Source organism: Streptomyces sp. NPDC088745 (assembly GCF_044751045.1).
In the GTDB taxonomy this organism is placed as follows: domain Bacteria; phylum Actinomycetota; class Actinomycetes; order Streptomycetales; family Streptomycetaceae; genus Streptomyces; species Streptomyces cremeus.
In genome coordinates this window covers 682,540-696,353 of the sequence record NZ_JBIVLB010000002.1, presented here as the reverse complement: position 1 = coordinate 696,353, position 13,814 = coordinate 682,540, and the positions used below count along the sequence as shown (strand labels likewise).

Below are 13,814 nucleotides of genomic sequence, written 5' to 3'. Positions count from 1 at the left end.
TTGGGCGGGTGATCGGGAAGAGAGCGGTACTCCGGGTGGCCGTCGCGGCAGTGGCGTGCGGCGCCGTGACAGTGCTCGCGGGGCTCGGCGCGCTCCTGCACTGGTGGAGCGACCCGGACTTCGCGCGGGCGGCCGTGCGTGCGCCGCTCTGCGGTCCCGACACGGGTTCCCTGCACATGAACGGGGGCTGCCTGACCACCGATCCGTACGTGGTCACCGGCAAGCAGCCGAGCGAGGGGCCGCACGGCTCGGGCACCTGGCTCCACCTGAAGCCGGTCAGCGATTTCGACGACTGCGCGGAGTGCGACAACACCGCACGGGCCCGCTTCGCGGCGAGCGGGCCCGTGGTGCGGAACGTGCGCGTCGGCGACCTCCTGAACGCCTCCAGCCTGGGCTTCATCGGCATCCTGGAGATCCGGCGCGACGGTGCCGCCCAGCGATCCCTCGACGACCCCGCCGGCATCGCCGACGCCCGCCTCGCCCGCGCCCTCACGGTCCTCACCCTCGGCGGCGTCCTGCTCGCCTCCGGCGGCCACGCGCTGCGCCGCTCCAGCCCCCCGCGCGTCAACACCGCGTCCGGGCCGTCACCCCTCCCCACCTGAACCCCCGGGCGCCCCGGCCGTTCCGTACGGCACAATTCCCTTTCAGCACATGAACGTTCACATGTTGATAGTGAGTCGGTCGTTACGGGAAAGGGCGGCGTCTGTCGTGGCGGTGCACGAGGCGAGGCAGAGCACGCACGGCGGAGGGCACGGCGGGGGCTGCGTCTGCGGGGGCTGTCCGGGCGGGGCCCGGGAGGGACACCGGCGGGCCGTGGCCGCCTTTCTGGCCAAGCGCGACGAACTCGCCGACGGGGAGGGCCTGCCCACCGCCGTCGCGCACTCCACGGGCGCGTCCCGGCAGTGGGTCTCCGACGAGCTGACCCGGTCCGCCCGCGAGGTCGCCGACCGCTCCCGCCAGGCCGGCGAGACATGGCTGCGGAACCTGTGGCGCGGAACGCTGCTCGCGCTGTGGGGCGGGGTCGTGGTCCTCGCCCTGGTGCAGGCGTTCACCGCGATCGGTACGGGCTGGACCCCCGCCCGTACCGCGGGGCTCGTCGCAGGGGTGACCGCGGCGACCGCGCTCACCGCCGCGGCACGGGTGCACCGCTCCCGCGGCGGGCTGCTCGCTCCGCTGATCGGCGAGGACAACCGGCTCTCCACCTCGCGCGCCGTCGCCGCCTGCTGGGTGCTGCTGGCCGTCTTCGCGGTGCTCGTGCTCGCGGTGGAGCTGGCCGGGGCGTCGGACCCGGCCGACCGGGACGCGCTCGTCGCCGGGCTGGAACTCGAGCGCTGCGCGGGTGTGCTGACCGTCCTCGCGCTGACCTGCGCCGTCGCCGTGCTGCTGCGGCACGTGGTGGGCACACGGGTGCGCAGGCAGACCCTCCAGAAGGTGCGGGCCGACCGCCCGCGCGCCGCCGACCTGCTCACCGACGACTCCGGGCGCGGCGACTTCGGCGACATCGCCTACGTCCTCGCGTCGGGCGTGGCCGTCGTCTTCGCCGCGGTACGCCTCGCCAGGCGGCCCGAGCAGCTTCCGGACCTGCCGTGGGGGCTCGCCCTGCTCGTGGCGGTGTCCGCGGCCGCCTACCTCGCCGGGAAGTTCGCCGAGGGCGGGCGGCCGGTGGTGCTGTCGGTCGTGCGCGCCCGGGAGGCGGGCGACCTGGACGGCCCGATCCGTACCGGCGACGACATCGAGATCCGCGGCGCGGGCTTCGTGCCGCCCGGGGCGCACACCCCCGACCTGCTGGCCCGCGTGGTCGTGCGCATCGGCCAGGTCCACGTGCACGTCCCGCTGGTGCCCGTGCCCGGCGGATTCGCCAACCCCACCGACGGCGTGCTGACCGTGCCCGTACCGGTCGAGGTGGAGCCCGGCGAGGTCGAGGTCCAGGTGGTCACCGCGGCCGGCGCCGCGACCGGCAGCCACCGCATCGACGTCACCGACTGAGCACCGCGGCCCCGCCCGCTGCGCCCCGCCCCGCCGTCGAACGTAGGGTCGGGGAACGGACGGTGAGCGCGAGGAAGGCAGGGCCTGAGCCATGGCGTACGGATACGGGACGAACGGCACGCGCGCGTACGGGACCAACGCGCCCCAGGGCCTCAAGCACACCGCGAGCCGCCACGCGCTGCTGCCGCTGCGCCTCTTCCTCGGCGTCACCTTCGGCTACGCGGGCCTCGACAAGCTCACCGACAGCGCCTTCCTGTCGGACAGCGGCGACGGCTCCGTCGGCGCGATGATGACCGCCGTCCGCGACACCTCCGCCGTGCCCTGGCTGGTGGACCTCGCGCTGAAGGCGCCCACCGGTTTCGGGTACGCCGTCGCGATCGGCGAACTCCTCGTCGGCGTCGGCACCCTGCTCGGCCTGTTCACCCGGGTGGCCGCCGCCGGCGGGGCGCTGATCTCGCTCAGCCTGTGGCTGACCGTCAGCTGGGCGGCGACCCCGTACTACTACGGCAACGACCTGCCCTACCTGATGGGGTGGCTGCCGCTGGTGCTCGCGGGGGCGTCCGTGTTCTCGGTGGACGCGATGCGCGCCCTGCGCCGGCGGCGCACCCCGTAGCCGACCGCGCCGACGACCGCCGCCACGACCAGGCCGCACCCCACCAGCGGGACCAGCGCCCACCACGGGGTGTCCCACTCGCCCGCCACGTCGGCGGCGTGCACCGCGACCGCCCCCAGCAGGGTGAGGCCCAGGACCGCGCGCCCGGGCTGGAAGTCATGACGCAGCACGTTCCACCGCCACCTGTCCGACGCCGACTTCGAGACGCAGGTCGACCGTGCCCGCGGGCCGTGCTCCCGGCGGCGGCACCAGGGTGCGCACCTCCTGCTGGTCGGTGTGGATGTCGATGTCGTCCGCGCCCTCTCCCGGCAGCCGGATGTCGCCCACGCCGAGCTCCATGTCGACCCGCACCGTCACGTCCCTCGGCACGACGACGCGCAGCGCCCCCGCCCCGACCTCGACCCGGGTGGCCAGCGTGCTGCCCCGGGGCACCACCAGCCGGCTGAGGTCGAGCTGCCCCTCGCCCGCGCCCAGCTCGTACAGCGGCCGCACCTGCTGCGCGGTGGCCGGCCGCCAGTTCGTGGTGGCCCAGTCGGTGGGGATGTTCTTGGGGATGGTCGTCGCGGCTGTCAGCAGTCCCGCCGTGAGCAGCCCCAGGAAGATCGTCCCGACGCCGACCCGGCCGAAGAAGGAGCCGAGCACCAGACCGGCCCCGAACACCCCCAGCGCGCACGCCAGGCCCGTCGCCAGGCTCACCCCCAGCGGGTCGCTGTGCCAGGTCGCCGCCGTGCCCGCCGCACCCGCCAGCAGGGCCGCCAGGAAGATCAGCCCGCCCAGGGAGCGCGGCCGGTGGTCGACCGCCCGCCACGGGCGCCGCGCGGGCGCGTCCCCGGCCGCCTCGTCGGCCGGCCCCCACAGGTACCCGTGCGGCACCGGGCCGGTCGTGCCGTCCTTGACGATCGGGTCCCGCCACCAGGAGGGCGCGCCCACCACCGGCGGCGCCTTCGTCTCCGGCGGCGCCACCACGTCCTGCACCTGCGTCGCCCCCGGCTCCTCCAGGGCGGCGGACCTGCGCTGCCGGGACCACACCGTGCTCGCCCCGACGACCAGCAGCAGCATCACGGAGAACCCGAAGACGCCGCCGTTGTGCCGCAGCGACAGGAACATCCCGCAGCCCACCAGGGCCAGCAGCACCGCGATCAGCGCCGGGCCGTCGACCCGGCCGGTCAGCAGCCGCTTCCCCTCGTTCTCGTCGTCGCCCTCCAGGGGCACCACCAGCCAGGCGAAGCCGTACGCGATCAGTCCGATGCCGCCGGTCACCGAGGTCACCGCGAGCACCACCCGGAAGATCACCGGGTCGACGTCGAAGTACTCGCCGAGCCCGCCGCACACCCCGCCGACCGCGCGGTGGCGGCGGCTGCGGTGCAGCGGCCGCCGGGGCGCGGCGTCGGACGGCGCGCCGGGGTCCGGGCCCGCGGCGGGCGCCGCCGGTGCTGCGTCGTGGACTTCTGTCATACGCCCATGGTGACGGCCTCCGGCGGGGCGCGGCACCTGGGGCGACCCTGGCTGATCCCTGATTTCCACGCCGCCGCCACCTCGGGGAATCGGGGGTTTACCCCCATGTGCCGGGCCCCGGACGCGTGTGACCATCGAGGCATGTCGTCCACCGCCCCGAGCCGCCGAGCGGCCCGCACCCCCGCCGCCGAGCAGGACCCGGCGGGCCCGCAGGCCACACCGCCGCGCAAGCTCTACCGCAGCGCGGACGGCCGGATGCTCGGCGGGGTGGCCCGCGGGCTCGCCGGCCACCTCGGGCTGCCGGTCGTCTGGGTGCGCATCGCGTTCTTCGCGCTGTTCCTGATGCAGGGGCTCGGCGCGCTGCTGTACGCGGTGTTCTGGTTCTTCGTGCCGCTGGGCGTCGGCGGGGTGAACGCCGAACCGCGCAGCGTCTTCGAGACGCTCCCTGACGGGCGGCGCAGGCTGCGGATGCCCGACAAGGGGCAGATCGTCGCCCTGATCGCGCTGTGCGTGGGCGCGGCCATCTTCATCGGGAACGTCGACACCGCCGGCAACGAGCGCTATGTGTGGCCGCTGCTGCTCACCGGCGCCGGCGTCGTCCTGGTCTGGCGGCAGGCGGACAACGCGCGGCGCGCGCACTGGACCGAGGGCGACAGCCGCCGGCGCCGCACCCTCCAGGTGCTGCGCGGCATCGCGGGTGTCGCCCTGGTCGCCGTCGGCCTCACCGTGTTCATCGTCGTGCGGGGCTCGGCCGCCCAGCTCGGCAATGTGCTCACCGCCGCCCTCGCCGTGATCGCCGGCGTCGGACTGCTGGCCGGGCCCTATCTCGTCCGCATGACCCAGGACCTCTCCGAGGAGCGGCTGATGCGCATCCGCGCCCAGGAGCGCGCCGAGGTCGCCGCCCACGTCCACGACTCGGTGCTGCACACCCTCACCCTGATCCAGCGCAGCGCCGACGACGGCTCCGAGGTGCGCCGCCTGGCCCGCGCCCAGGAGCGCGAGCTGCGCAACTGGCTCTACAGGCCGGAGGGCACCGGCAAGGACGCGGGGGAGGAGCCGAGCACCCTCGCGGAGGCCGTGAAACGGTCGGCGGCGGAGGTGGAGGACAAGCACGGGGTGCCCCTCGAGGTGGTCGTCGTCGGCGACTGCCCGCTCGACGACAAGCTGACCGCGCAGATGCAGGCCGCGCGCGAGGCCATGGTGAACGCCGCCAAGTACGGTGGCGGGGGCGGGGCGGTGCAGGTCTTCGCGGAGGTCGAGGGCCGCACGGTCTTCGTGTCCGTGCGGGACCGGGGCCCCGGCTTCGACCTCGACTCCATTCCGGCCGACAGGATGGGCGTACGAGAATCGATCATCGGCCGGATGGAACGTCACGGCGGAACGGCGACCCTGCGTTCCGCGCCCGACGGGGGCACGGCAGTGGAGCTTGAGATGGAGAGGGCGGCGGACGCATGACCGAGCAGCACAGCACCACGGAGAGCGCCGGGGAACGGCACGTCAGGGTGGTGCTGGTGGACGACCACCGGATGTTCCGCACCGGCGTGCAGGCCGAGATCGGGCAGACCGCGACGACCGGCGTGGAGGTCGTCGGCGAGGCCGCCGACGTCGACCAGGCCGTCACCGTCATCACCGCCACCCGCCCCGAGGTCGTCCTGCTCGACGTGCACCTGCCGGGCGGCGGCGGGGTGGAGGTGCTGCGCCGCTGCGCCCCGCTGATGGCGGACCCGGAGCGGCCCGTGCGGTTCCTGGCGCTGTCGGTCTCCGACGCCGCCGAGGACGTCATCGGGGTTATCCGGGGCGGCGCGCGCGGGTACGTCACCAAGACGATCACCGGCGCGGACCTGATCGACTCGGTGTTCCGGGTGCAGGACGGCGACGCGGTGTTCTCGCCCCGGCTGGCGGGCTTCGTGCTCGACGCGTTCGCGTCGACGGACGCGCCGCCGGTCGACGAGGACATGGACCGGCTCACCCAGCGCGAGCGCGAGGTGCTGCGGCTGATCGCGCGCGGATACGCGTACAAGGAGATCGCCAAGCAGCTCTTCATCTCGGTCAAGACGGTCGAGTCGCACGTCTCGGCGGTGCTGCGCAAGCTCCAGCTCTCCAACCGGCACGAGCTGACCCGCTGGGCGACGGCCCGCCGGCTGGTGTGAGCCGCGCGACAGGCGGCGTCCGCGCGCAACCGCCGCCCGGAAAGGGCCCTCTACTCACCATGTGATGAGTCTGACCGGGACCCCCTTCTTCGTGATCGCGATATGCCTGCTCGTGATCGCTTTTGTTCTGCCGCTGGCGTTCTGGAGCCGGCTGCGGGGCCCTGCCGCGGTGCGTGGCCTCGTCCGGCTGCTGATGCTGCTGTTCGCGCAGCTCACCGCCATCACGGTCGTGTTCGTCGCGGTCAACAACGCCAACGGGCTGTACGACACGTGGGAGGACCTCCTGGGCACGGGCGACCACGCGGGCGTCGCCGCGGACCTCGGCCCCGACGGCACGGGCGGCCGCAAGCTCTCCGAGCAGCCCAAGGAGGCCGCGGTCTTCCGGCCCGTCGACGACCCCAAGGTGGGCGAGGGCGTACGGGTCACCGACCTCAAGGGGCGCATCTCGGGCGTCGAGGGCGAGGTGTACGTCTGGCTGCCGCCGCAGTACGACGATCCAGCGCACCGCGACAAGAAGTTCCCCGTCGTGCAGCTGCTGCCGGGCTACCCGGGCTCGGCGAAGGCCTGGTTCGGCGCGCTCCAGGTGAACAAGCAGCTCAAGCCGCTCATGCAGCAGGGCAAGGTGAAGCCGTTCATCCTGGTGTCGCCGCGCACCACGCTGCTGGGCGACCAGACCGACACCGGCTGCGCGAACACCCCGGGGAAGGTCAACGCGGACACCTGGCTGAGCGTCGACGTCCGCAGGATGGTCACCGACACCTTCCGGGCCTCGGACAGGGCGGCCGACTGGGCGGTCGGCGGCTACTCGGCGGGCGCGCACTGCGCCGCCAAGCTGGCGATCGCGCATCCCGACCGCTACCGCGCGGGCGTCAGCCTCTCCGGCTTCAACGACCCGAACGGCGAACCGGCCGCCCTCACCGCCGCCACCCCCGAACTGCGGCGCGCCAACAACCCGTACTTCATGCTGAAGAACGCCAACGACGCCGGGAAGCCGCCGCACACCGCGCTGTTCCTGTCGGGCGCGGCGGGCGACGGCTTCGAGGCGGCGGGCGCGCTCAAGGGCGCGGCGAGGAAGCCGACGACGGTACGGGTGGTGAAGACCGTCGGACCTCACGGCACCAGTGTGTGGAAGACACAGGTGCCGGAGGTCTTCCGGTGGCTGTCGGAGCAGCTCGGGAAGTGATCCGGGGGCTTTGGAGCTCGGCAGGCCCTCGGGGCTCAGCGGGCCCGCAGCCCCGCAGACCCCTGGCGCCCGGGGCCCGGACGCGCCCCGGGGCCTCAGTAGCGGGCGCCGCCGTGGCCGCGCCCGCCGCCGCGCAGCCGGCCGAGCAGCGACTTGGCCTGTGCGCGCCTGCGCGGGTCGGCGGCCTCGCGGCGGCCGCGGGCGATGGTGCGGCGGCCCTGCGGGCTGCGGGCGTAGTTCTTGAGCTTGCTGATGATGCCGGGCATGGGGTTCCTCCGGTGGTCCACTGCGCCGTGGAGGTCACGGCCCTGCACCGCGTGTACCCCTGCCCGCCGCACTGATGCGGCCGATCACGCCGGCCGGGTCGCCCCCACCAACGGCATCTGGTCGATCGGCGCGATCCGCACCGGCGCTCCGGGACGCGGGGCGTGGATCATCCGGCCGTCGCCGATGTAGAGCCCGACGTGGGTGATCCCGGAGTAGAAGAACAGCAGGTCCCCCGGCGCGAGCCGGGACCGCGGAATCCGCTCTCCCGCGTTGATCTGGGTGTACGTGGTCCGGGGCAGCGACACCCCGGCCGAGCGCCAGGCGGCCTGGGTCAGGCCCGAGCAGTCGAAGGAGGAGGGGCCCGTGGCGCCCCAGACATAGGGCTTGCCGAGGGCGGAGTAGGCGAAGGAGACGGCCTGCGAGGCCCGGGCGTCGGGCGCCCGGACGGCCCCGCCCGGCAGCTCCCGGTCCGCCGCCGCCCGCCCGGCGCGCTCCCCGTCGCCGCCGTGCCCGTCCTGGGCGGCGTACCGCGCGCGCTCGTCCGCGGTCAGCCGGGAGAGCAGTTCCTCGGCCCGGGCGATGTTCCGCCGGATCGTCTCCTTCTGCTTCTTCAGCACGCCCTCCTCCTGGGCGAGCCGGGCGAAGTGCCGGTCGGCCGTGCCCCGCAGCCGGGCGATCTGCGCGAGCTGCCGCTGCACGCCCCGCACCGCGGCGGCCTGCCGGTCTCCGGCCCGCCCCGCGACGGCGGCCCGCTCCAGGTACTGGTCGGGGTCGGAGGTGAGGGCGACCTGCACGGCCGGCTCGACCCCGCCGGACCGGTACTGGGCGGCGGCCATCGAACCGAGCGAGGCGCGCTCGGCGTTGAGCTGCTCGGTGCGGCGGGCGGCCTCGTCGCGGAGCAGGGCCAGGGACCTCCTGGTCCGTGCGGTCTTCTCCCGCACGCCGTTGTACGTCTCGGTGGCGGCCTCGGCGTCGTGGTAGAGCCGGTCGACCTTCGCCTTGATCTCGGCCGGGGTGGGGCGCGGCGCCGCCTGCGCGGCGCCCTCCAGTGCGGTGGTGCCCGCGGCGCCCGCCAGTGCGAGGGCGACCGCGGTGGTGCGGGCGGTGCTGCCGCCGAGTGAGCGCTGCTTGGGCTTCCGGTGCGCTGCCACGAGGGCGTTCACGTCCTTCCACGGGTACGGCCGGTGCGGGTGGGGGAGCCGGCCATCTGGGGAGGGACGCTAAACCCGGCCGTCACGGGGCAGCCTTCGAACGACCGCTAATGCCCGGAAGTGCTCAGCCACTGGTCGTGGACGATCACGACGACGGAGGCGGAATCACCGCTTCCGTGCCCCCCGTGACCGATGGGGCGGAACGGCCCGCCCTGCCGCGTGAGGCGTGCTAACGGCTGATTAGGCTCCGCCCCATGGACGTACTCCTCAATGTCTTCGTCGGCCTGCACATCATCGGTATCGCCTCCCTCCTCGGCGGATTCCTGACCCAGATGAAGGCGATGGGCGCGGGCACCGCCCGCTTCAGCCCCGCGATGCTGCACGGCGCGCTGACCATGCTGGTCACCGGGGTCGCCCTGGTCGGCCTCCACCAGGCCCAGGGCCACGGCGTCAACAACCTCAAGATCGGCGTCAAGCTGGCGGTCCTCGTGGTGATCCTGGGCCTCGTCTACGTCAAGCGCGACGAGGAGAAGGTGGAGAAGGCCCTGTTCGGCGCGGTCGGCGGGCTGACGGTCGGCAATGTCTTCATCGCCGTCCTGTGGAACTGAAACGGACGGAACCGCTTGCCGTGAGGGCCCGGTCACGTACGGTGGCGCCCGGCCGGAACCGGCCCCGTACGACCGTGCTTCTGCCGGAATCCGGGCCGGGTTGTCGGTGGGGCCGCCTAGACTCGGTAGGCGATGAGCAGCCTCTTTGACGACAGCTTCCTGGCCGACCTCCAGAACAAGGACGACTCGGCCCCGCCGCCCCCGGAGGACACCCACGGAGGTGCCCCTCCGGAGGAGGTCCCGCACGACCTGTTCGAGGGGAAGTTCGACGGCCCGCCGCCGCCCCGGGACGGCTACTACCGGGACGGCGCCCCCCGCCCGGTCCTCGACCCGGCGGCCCTGCTCGACGGGCTGAACGACAACCAGCGCGCCGCCGTCGTGCACGCCGGCTCGCCGCTGCTCATCGTCGCCGGAGCCGGTTCCGGCAAGACCCGGGTGCTCACGCACCGCATCGCGCACCTGCTCTCCGCGCGCGGTGTGCACCCCGGGCAGATCCTCGCGATCACCTTCACCAACAAGGCCGCCGCCGAGATGAAGGAGCGCGTGGAGGCCCTGGTCGGCCCGCGCGCGGGCGCGATGTGGGTGTCCACCTTCCACAGCGCGTGCGTGCGCATCCTGCGCCGCGAGTCCAAGAAGCTGGGCTTCACCTCGTCCTTCTCGATCTACGACGCCGCCGACTCCAAGCGCCTGATGGCCCTGGTCTGCCGCGACCTGGACCTCGACCCGAAGAAGTTCCCGCCGAAGTCCTTCAGCGCCAAGGTCTCCAACCTCAAGAACGAGCTGATCGACGAGGAGACCTTCGCCGGCCAGGCCGCCGACGGCTTCGAGAAGACCCTCGCCCAGGCGTACGCGATGTACCAGTCCCGCCTCCGCGAGGCGAACGCGCTGGACTTCGACGACATCATCATGACGACGGTGCATCTGCTCCAGGCGTTCCCGGACGTCGCCGAGCACTACCGGATGCGCTTCCGCCACGTCATGGTGGACGAGTACCAGGACACCAACCACGCCCAGTACACGCTGGTCCGCGAGCTGGTCGGCCCCTCCGGCCCCGGCACCGCGCCCGGCGAGCTGTGCGTCGTCGGCGACGCCGACCAGTCGATCTACGCCTTCCGCGGCGCGACGATCCGCAACATCCTCCAGTTCGAGGAGGACTACCCGGACGCCACGACAATCCTGCTGGAGCAGAACTACCGCTCCACCCAGACGATCCTCACCGCCGCGAACGCCGTCATCGAGCGCAACGAGAACCGCCGCGCGAAGAACCTCTGGACCGACGCCGGCGCGGGCTCCCTGATCACCGGGTACGTCGCCGACACCGAACACGACGAGGCCCAGTTCATCGCCGAGGAGATCGACCGCCTCACCGACGCGGGCGAGGCCAAGGCCGGCGACGTCGCCGTCTTCTACCGCACCAACGCCCAGTCCCGCGTCTTCGAAGAGATCTTCATCCGGGTCGGCCTGCCGTACAAGGTCGTCGGCGGCGTCCGCTTCTACGAGCGCAAGGAGGTCCGGGACATCCTGGCCTACCTGCGCGTCCTGTCCAACCCCGAGGACACCGTCCCGCTGCGCCGCATCCTCAACGTGCCCAAGCGCGGCATCGGCGAGCGCGCCGAGGCCATGATCGACGCGCTCTCGCTGCGCGAGCGGATCAGCTTCCCGCAGGCCCTGCGCCGGGTGGACGAGGCGTACGGCATGGCCGCCCGCTCCACCAACGCCGTCAAGCGGTTCAACACGCTGATGGAGGAGCTCCGTACGATCGTCGAATCGGGAGCCGGACCGGCCACCGTCCTCGAAGCGGTCCTGGAACGCACGGGCTACCTCGCCGAGCTCCAGTCCTCCACCGACCCCCAGGACGAGACCCGCGTCGAGAACCTCCAGGAACTCGCCGCCGTCGCCCTGGAGTTCGAGCAGGAGAACGGCGACGAGGACAACCCGGGCACCCTCGCCGACTTCCTGGAGAAGGTCGCGCTGGTCGCCGACTCCGACCAGATCCCCGATGAGGACACGGACGGTTCGGGCGTCATCACCCTGATGACGCTGCACACGGCCAAGGGCCTCGAATTCCCGGTGGTCTTCCTCACCGGCATGGAGGACGGCGTCTTCCCGCACATGCGCTCGCTGGGCAACACCAAGGAGCTGGAGGAGGAGCGCCGCCTCGCGTACGTCGGCATCACCCGCGCCCGCGAACGCCTCTACCTCACCCGCTCCACGCTGCGCAGCGCCTGGGGCCAGCCCTCGTACAACCCGGCCTCCCGCTTCCTGGAGGAGATCCCGGACACCCACCTGGAGTGGAAGCGCACCGGCGCGCAGATCCCGGCGGGCCCGGTCTCCTCCGGTTCCCGGGGCGGCGGCGTGGGCGCGGCGGCGGCCTCGCTGTCGTCGTCGCTCGCCAACTCCCGCTCCCGCAAGGGGCCCTCGGGCTTCGCCACCGGCCGGGGCGCGGACAAGCCGGTGATCAACCTCGCCGTCGGCGACCGGGTCACGCACGACCAGTTCGGCCTCGGCACCGTGATGACGGTGACCGGCTCGGGTTCGGAGGCGCAGGCCACCATCGACTTCGGCGACGAACGCCCGAAGAAGCTGCTGCTGCGGTACGCGCCGGTCGAGAAGCTGTAGCACGTCGCCGTACGACGACGCGGGGGCCGCACCGGATGTCCGGTGCGGCCCCCGCGTCGTACGGGTGCGTCTTACGACGGGTCCAGGCCGTGGCTGCGGAGCCAGGCCAGCGGGTCGACGGCGGAGCCGCCGCCCGGGCGGACCTCGAAGTGCAGGTGCGCGCCGGTGGAGTTGCCGGAATCGCCCGCGTAACCGATGACGTCGCCGGCCTTGACCGTGCCGGAGCGCATCTTGGTGCGGGAGAGGTGGCAGTACCAGGTCTCCACGCCCTTGGGCGAGACGACCTTCATCATGTTTCCGTACGCCGAGTTGTACTGGTAGCTGACCGTGCCGTCGGTCGCGGCCATCACCGGTGTGCCCATGTCGACGGGGAAGTCGATGCCCGTGTGGACGGCGGCCCAGTTGACGCCCGCCTGGCCGTAGTACGCGCTCAGTCCGTGCTGCTTGACGGGCAGGACGTACTTGGGGCGGGCGGCCTCCTTGCGGGCGGCCTCCTCGGCCTTGCGCTTCTTCTCGGCCGCCTGGCGTTCGCGGAGGTCGATGCGCTCCTGCGTACGGCTGGCGCGGTCGCCGAAGTCGCGGGCGTTGGCGCTGACTCCGGCGGCCATGGTGTCGAGCTTGTTGTTCACGGCGACGGGCTTCACGGTCGCCGGATCGGCGACGGCCATGGCCACCGGCTTCTTCGCCTCGTCGGCACCGGCGACTCCGCCGATGGAGGCCGCGGCGATTCCTGCGACGCCCATGACACAGGCGGAGGGGACGGCGACGGTGAAGAGGGCGGAGCGCTTGGCGGGCGGGCGGCGGCGGCCGCGGTTCGCGGGGACACGGCGGTCGGCGCGGGAGCCGGCCGCCGCGGGTTCCGGCTCGGGGCCCGGACCAGAACCGGCCTCGTCGTGGGCGTGGGGGGTGCGGGGGGTGACGATCGGGAACTCGGTGGTGTGGACGTCCATTTCACCGGTGAGCCGGCCGGGGGCGTCCGGTTCACCGGTGAGGTGCCCGGAGGCGTCCGGGGTGTCCGGAGCGTCGTGGCCGGTGTTCCAGGCGGTCGCGTCGAACGCGCCGGTCTCCGGGCTGGAATCGTAGGACTGCCACGGGTGACCGGAGGAGGAGTCGGCGGGGTGGGCGAACTGCGTGGCGTCGAACTGACCGGTCTGGTTGTGTCCGGCGTCGAGGTGTCCGGTGTCGAGGTGCCCGGCATCGGTGTGCCCGAACTGTCCGGCGTCGAACTGGCCGGTGTCGAAAGCGCCCTGGTGCACCTGGTGGACCCGGTTCGCCTCGTTCCACGCGGTGGCGTCCCACTGGCCGGTTCCCGGGTCGGCCGCCGCCGGGCCGGTCCCCAGACCGTCGGCCTGGTAACCCCGGGTGTCGTACGACGGACCGCCCTGCGCCGGGGCGTCCGCGAGGTTCGTCCACGTACCGGTGGTGTCGTAGCCATGTTGCGGGGTATGCGAGCCGTACACGTCGTACCCGGCGGAAAGGTTCTGGTGTGAACCGGTGTCCCACGCGGTGGCGTCGTACTGGCCGCTGTGGTCGCTGTGATCACCGGTGCCGGGCAGTCCGCCGAAGAGCGGATCGGTGCCGAAGTTGCCGGTGGGGTACGTGTCGTACCCGGCGTGGGGTTGCTGGTCGTTCACCAACGTCTCTCTCGCCTCGGCAGCAGGACCTGTCTTCCGGGAGCCATGAGCACCCAGAGTGAAAGCAGTGGCGCGACTGTACCCGGCGGTATGCGGCGGCGACAATCTCCCGCAGGTTTTGAGCAATCAGGAACCGGGCAATCAGCCG

The 13,814-nt window shown here is 73.0% G+C and carries 13 protein-coding genes; 8 read left to right on the top strand and 5 right to left on the bottom strand.

The window, feature by feature from the left end:
* The first annotated feature begins 8 nt into the window (after positions 1 to 8).
* The 3 genes from ACIP93_RS07735 (at position 9) to ACIP93_RS07725 (ending at position 2,599) form a co-directional block, all read left to right on the top strand.
* The gene (locus ACIP93_RS07735) at positions 9 to 602 is read left to right on the top strand and encodes a hypothetical protein (protein ID WP_345228883.1); all 594 of its coding nucleotides are present in this window, start codon (positions 9 to 11) and stop codon (positions 600 to 602) included.
* 106 nt (positions 603 to 708) lie between these two features.
* Positions 709 to 1,986, top strand: a complete 1,278-nt coding sequence (locus ACIP93_RS07730) for a hypothetical protein (protein WP_401756681.1) — start codon at positions 709 to 711, stop codon at positions 1,984 to 1,986.
* 91 nt (positions 1,987 to 2,077) lie between these two features.
* Positions 2,078 to 2,599, top strand: a complete 522-nt coding sequence (locus ACIP93_RS07725; protein WP_401756679.1) for a DoxX family protein — start codon at positions 2,078 to 2,080, stop codon at positions 2,597 to 2,599.
* Here ACIP93_RS07725 and ACIP93_RS07720 read toward each other — a convergent pair.
* Together ACIP93_RS07720 and ACIP93_RS07715 are read right to left on the bottom strand one after the other, a co-directional pair.
* Positions 2,506 to 2,769 (bottom strand): hypothetical protein, encoded by a 264-nt coding sequence (locus ACIP93_RS07720; RefSeq protein ID WP_345228880.1) that lies wholly within the window; start codon positions 2,767 to 2,769, stop codon positions 2,506 to 2,508. The genes ACIP93_RS07725 and ACIP93_RS07720 overlap by 94 nt on opposite strands.
* The gene (locus ACIP93_RS07715) at positions 2,756 to 4,054 is read right to left on the bottom strand and encodes a PspC domain-containing protein (RefSeq protein ID WP_401756677.1); all 1,299 of its coding nucleotides are present in this window, start codon (positions 4,052 to 4,054) and stop codon (positions 2,756 to 2,758) included. Before ACIP93_RS07715 ends, ACIP93_RS07720 begins: the two co-directional genes overlap by 14 nt.
* A 141-nt stretch (positions 4,055 to 4,195) precedes the next feature.
* Here ACIP93_RS07715 and ACIP93_RS07710 point away from each other — a divergent pair, with 141 nt between their 5' ends.
* From ACIP93_RS07710 to ACIP93_RS07700, 3 genes are all read left to right on the top strand, one after another.
* Positions 4,196 to 5,509, top strand: a complete 1,314-nt coding sequence (locus ACIP93_RS07710) for a PspC domain-containing protein (protein WP_401756675.1) — start codon at positions 4,196 to 4,198, stop codon at positions 5,507 to 5,509.
* Positions 5,506 to 6,204 (top strand): response regulator transcription factor, encoded by a 699-nt coding sequence (locus tag ACIP93_RS07705; protein ID WP_345228877.1) that lies wholly within the window; start codon positions 5,506 to 5,508, stop codon positions 6,202 to 6,204. Before ACIP93_RS07710 ends, ACIP93_RS07705 begins: the two co-directional genes overlap by 4 nt.
* Positions 6,205 to 6,268: 64 nt before the next feature.
* Positions 6,269 to 7,387, top strand: a complete 1,119-nt coding sequence (locus ACIP93_RS07700) for an alpha/beta hydrolase (protein ID WP_401756673.1) — start codon at positions 6,269 to 6,271, stop codon at positions 7,385 to 7,387.
* Positions 7,388 to 7,482: 95 nt separating this feature from the next.
* On the opposite strand, the gene ACIP93_RS07695 is transcribed toward ACIP93_RS07700, so the two are convergent.
* Both ACIP93_RS07695 and ACIP93_RS07690 read right to left on the bottom strand, forming a co-directional pair.
* Positions 7,483 to 7,653, bottom strand: coding sequence for a hypothetical protein (locus ACIP93_RS07695; protein ID WP_345228875.1), 171 nt, complete (start codon positions 7,651 to 7,653; stop codon positions 7,483 to 7,485).
* Between the two features lie 84 nt (positions 7,654 to 7,737).
* Positions 7,738 to 8,805 carry an NlpC/P60 family protein gene (locus ACIP93_RS07690; RefSeq protein WP_401756671.1) on the bottom strand — a complete coding sequence of 356 codons (1,068 nt, stop codon included), beginning with the start codon at positions 8,803 to 8,805 and terminating at the stop codon, positions 7,738 to 7,740.
* A gap of 254 nt (positions 8,806 to 9,059) precedes the next feature.
* On the opposite strand from ACIP93_RS07690, the gene ACIP93_RS07685 reads away from it, so the two are divergent.
* Both ACIP93_RS07685 and pcrA read left to right on the top strand, forming a co-directional pair.
* Positions 9,060 to 9,413, top strand: a complete 354-nt coding sequence (locus ACIP93_RS07685) for a hypothetical protein (RefSeq protein WP_345228873.1) — start codon at positions 9,060 to 9,062, stop codon at positions 9,411 to 9,413.
* Positions 9,414 to 9,545: 132 nt separating this feature from the next.
* Positions 9,546 to 12,032, top strand: a complete 2,487-nt coding sequence (pcrA, locus tag ACIP93_RS07680; protein WP_401756670.1) for a DNA helicase PcrA — start codon at positions 9,546 to 9,548, stop codon at positions 12,030 to 12,032.
* A 71-nt stretch (positions 12,033 to 12,103) separates the two neighbouring features.
* On the opposite strand, the gene ACIP93_RS07675 is transcribed toward pcrA, so the two are convergent.
* Complete coding sequence (locus ACIP93_RS07675) at positions 12,104 to 13,666, bottom strand: M23 family metallopeptidase (protein ID WP_401756668.1); 1,563 nt, start codon at positions 13,664 to 13,666, stop codon at positions 12,104 to 12,106.
* Between the last annotated feature and the right edge of the window lie 148 nt (positions 13,667 to 13,814).

Coding starts and splice junctions, on each gene's coding strand:
- ACIP93_RS07725 (WP_401756679.1), top strand. CDS start 2,078: ATGGCGTACGGATACGGGACGAACGGCACGCGCGCGTACGGGACCAAC.
- ACIP93_RS07715 (WP_401756677.1), bottom strand. CDS start 4,054: ATGACAGAAGTCCACGACGCAGCACCGGCGGCGCCCGCCGCGGGCCCG.
- ACIP93_RS07710 (WP_401756675.1), top strand. CDS start 4,196: ATGTCGTCCACCGCCCCGAGCCGCCGAGCGGCCCGCACCCCCGCCGCC.
- ACIP93_RS07705 (WP_345228877.1), top strand. CDS start 5,506: ATGACCGAGCAGCACAGCACCACGGAGAGCGCCGGGGAACGGCACGTC.
- ACIP93_RS07700 (WP_401756673.1), top strand. CDS start 6,269: ATGAGTCTGACCGGGACCCCCTTCTTCGTGATCGCGATATGCCTGCTC.
- ACIP93_RS07695 (WP_345228875.1), bottom strand. CDS start 7,653: ATGCCCGGCATCATCAGCAAGCTCAAGAACTACGCCCGCAGCCCGCAG.
- ACIP93_RS07685 (WP_345228873.1), top strand. CDS start 9,060: ATGGACGTACTCCTCAATGTCTTCGTCGGCCTGCACATCATCGGTATC.
- pcrA (WP_401756670.1), top strand. CDS start 9,546: ATGAGCAGCCTCTTTGACGACAGCTTCCTGGCCGACCTCCAGAACAAG.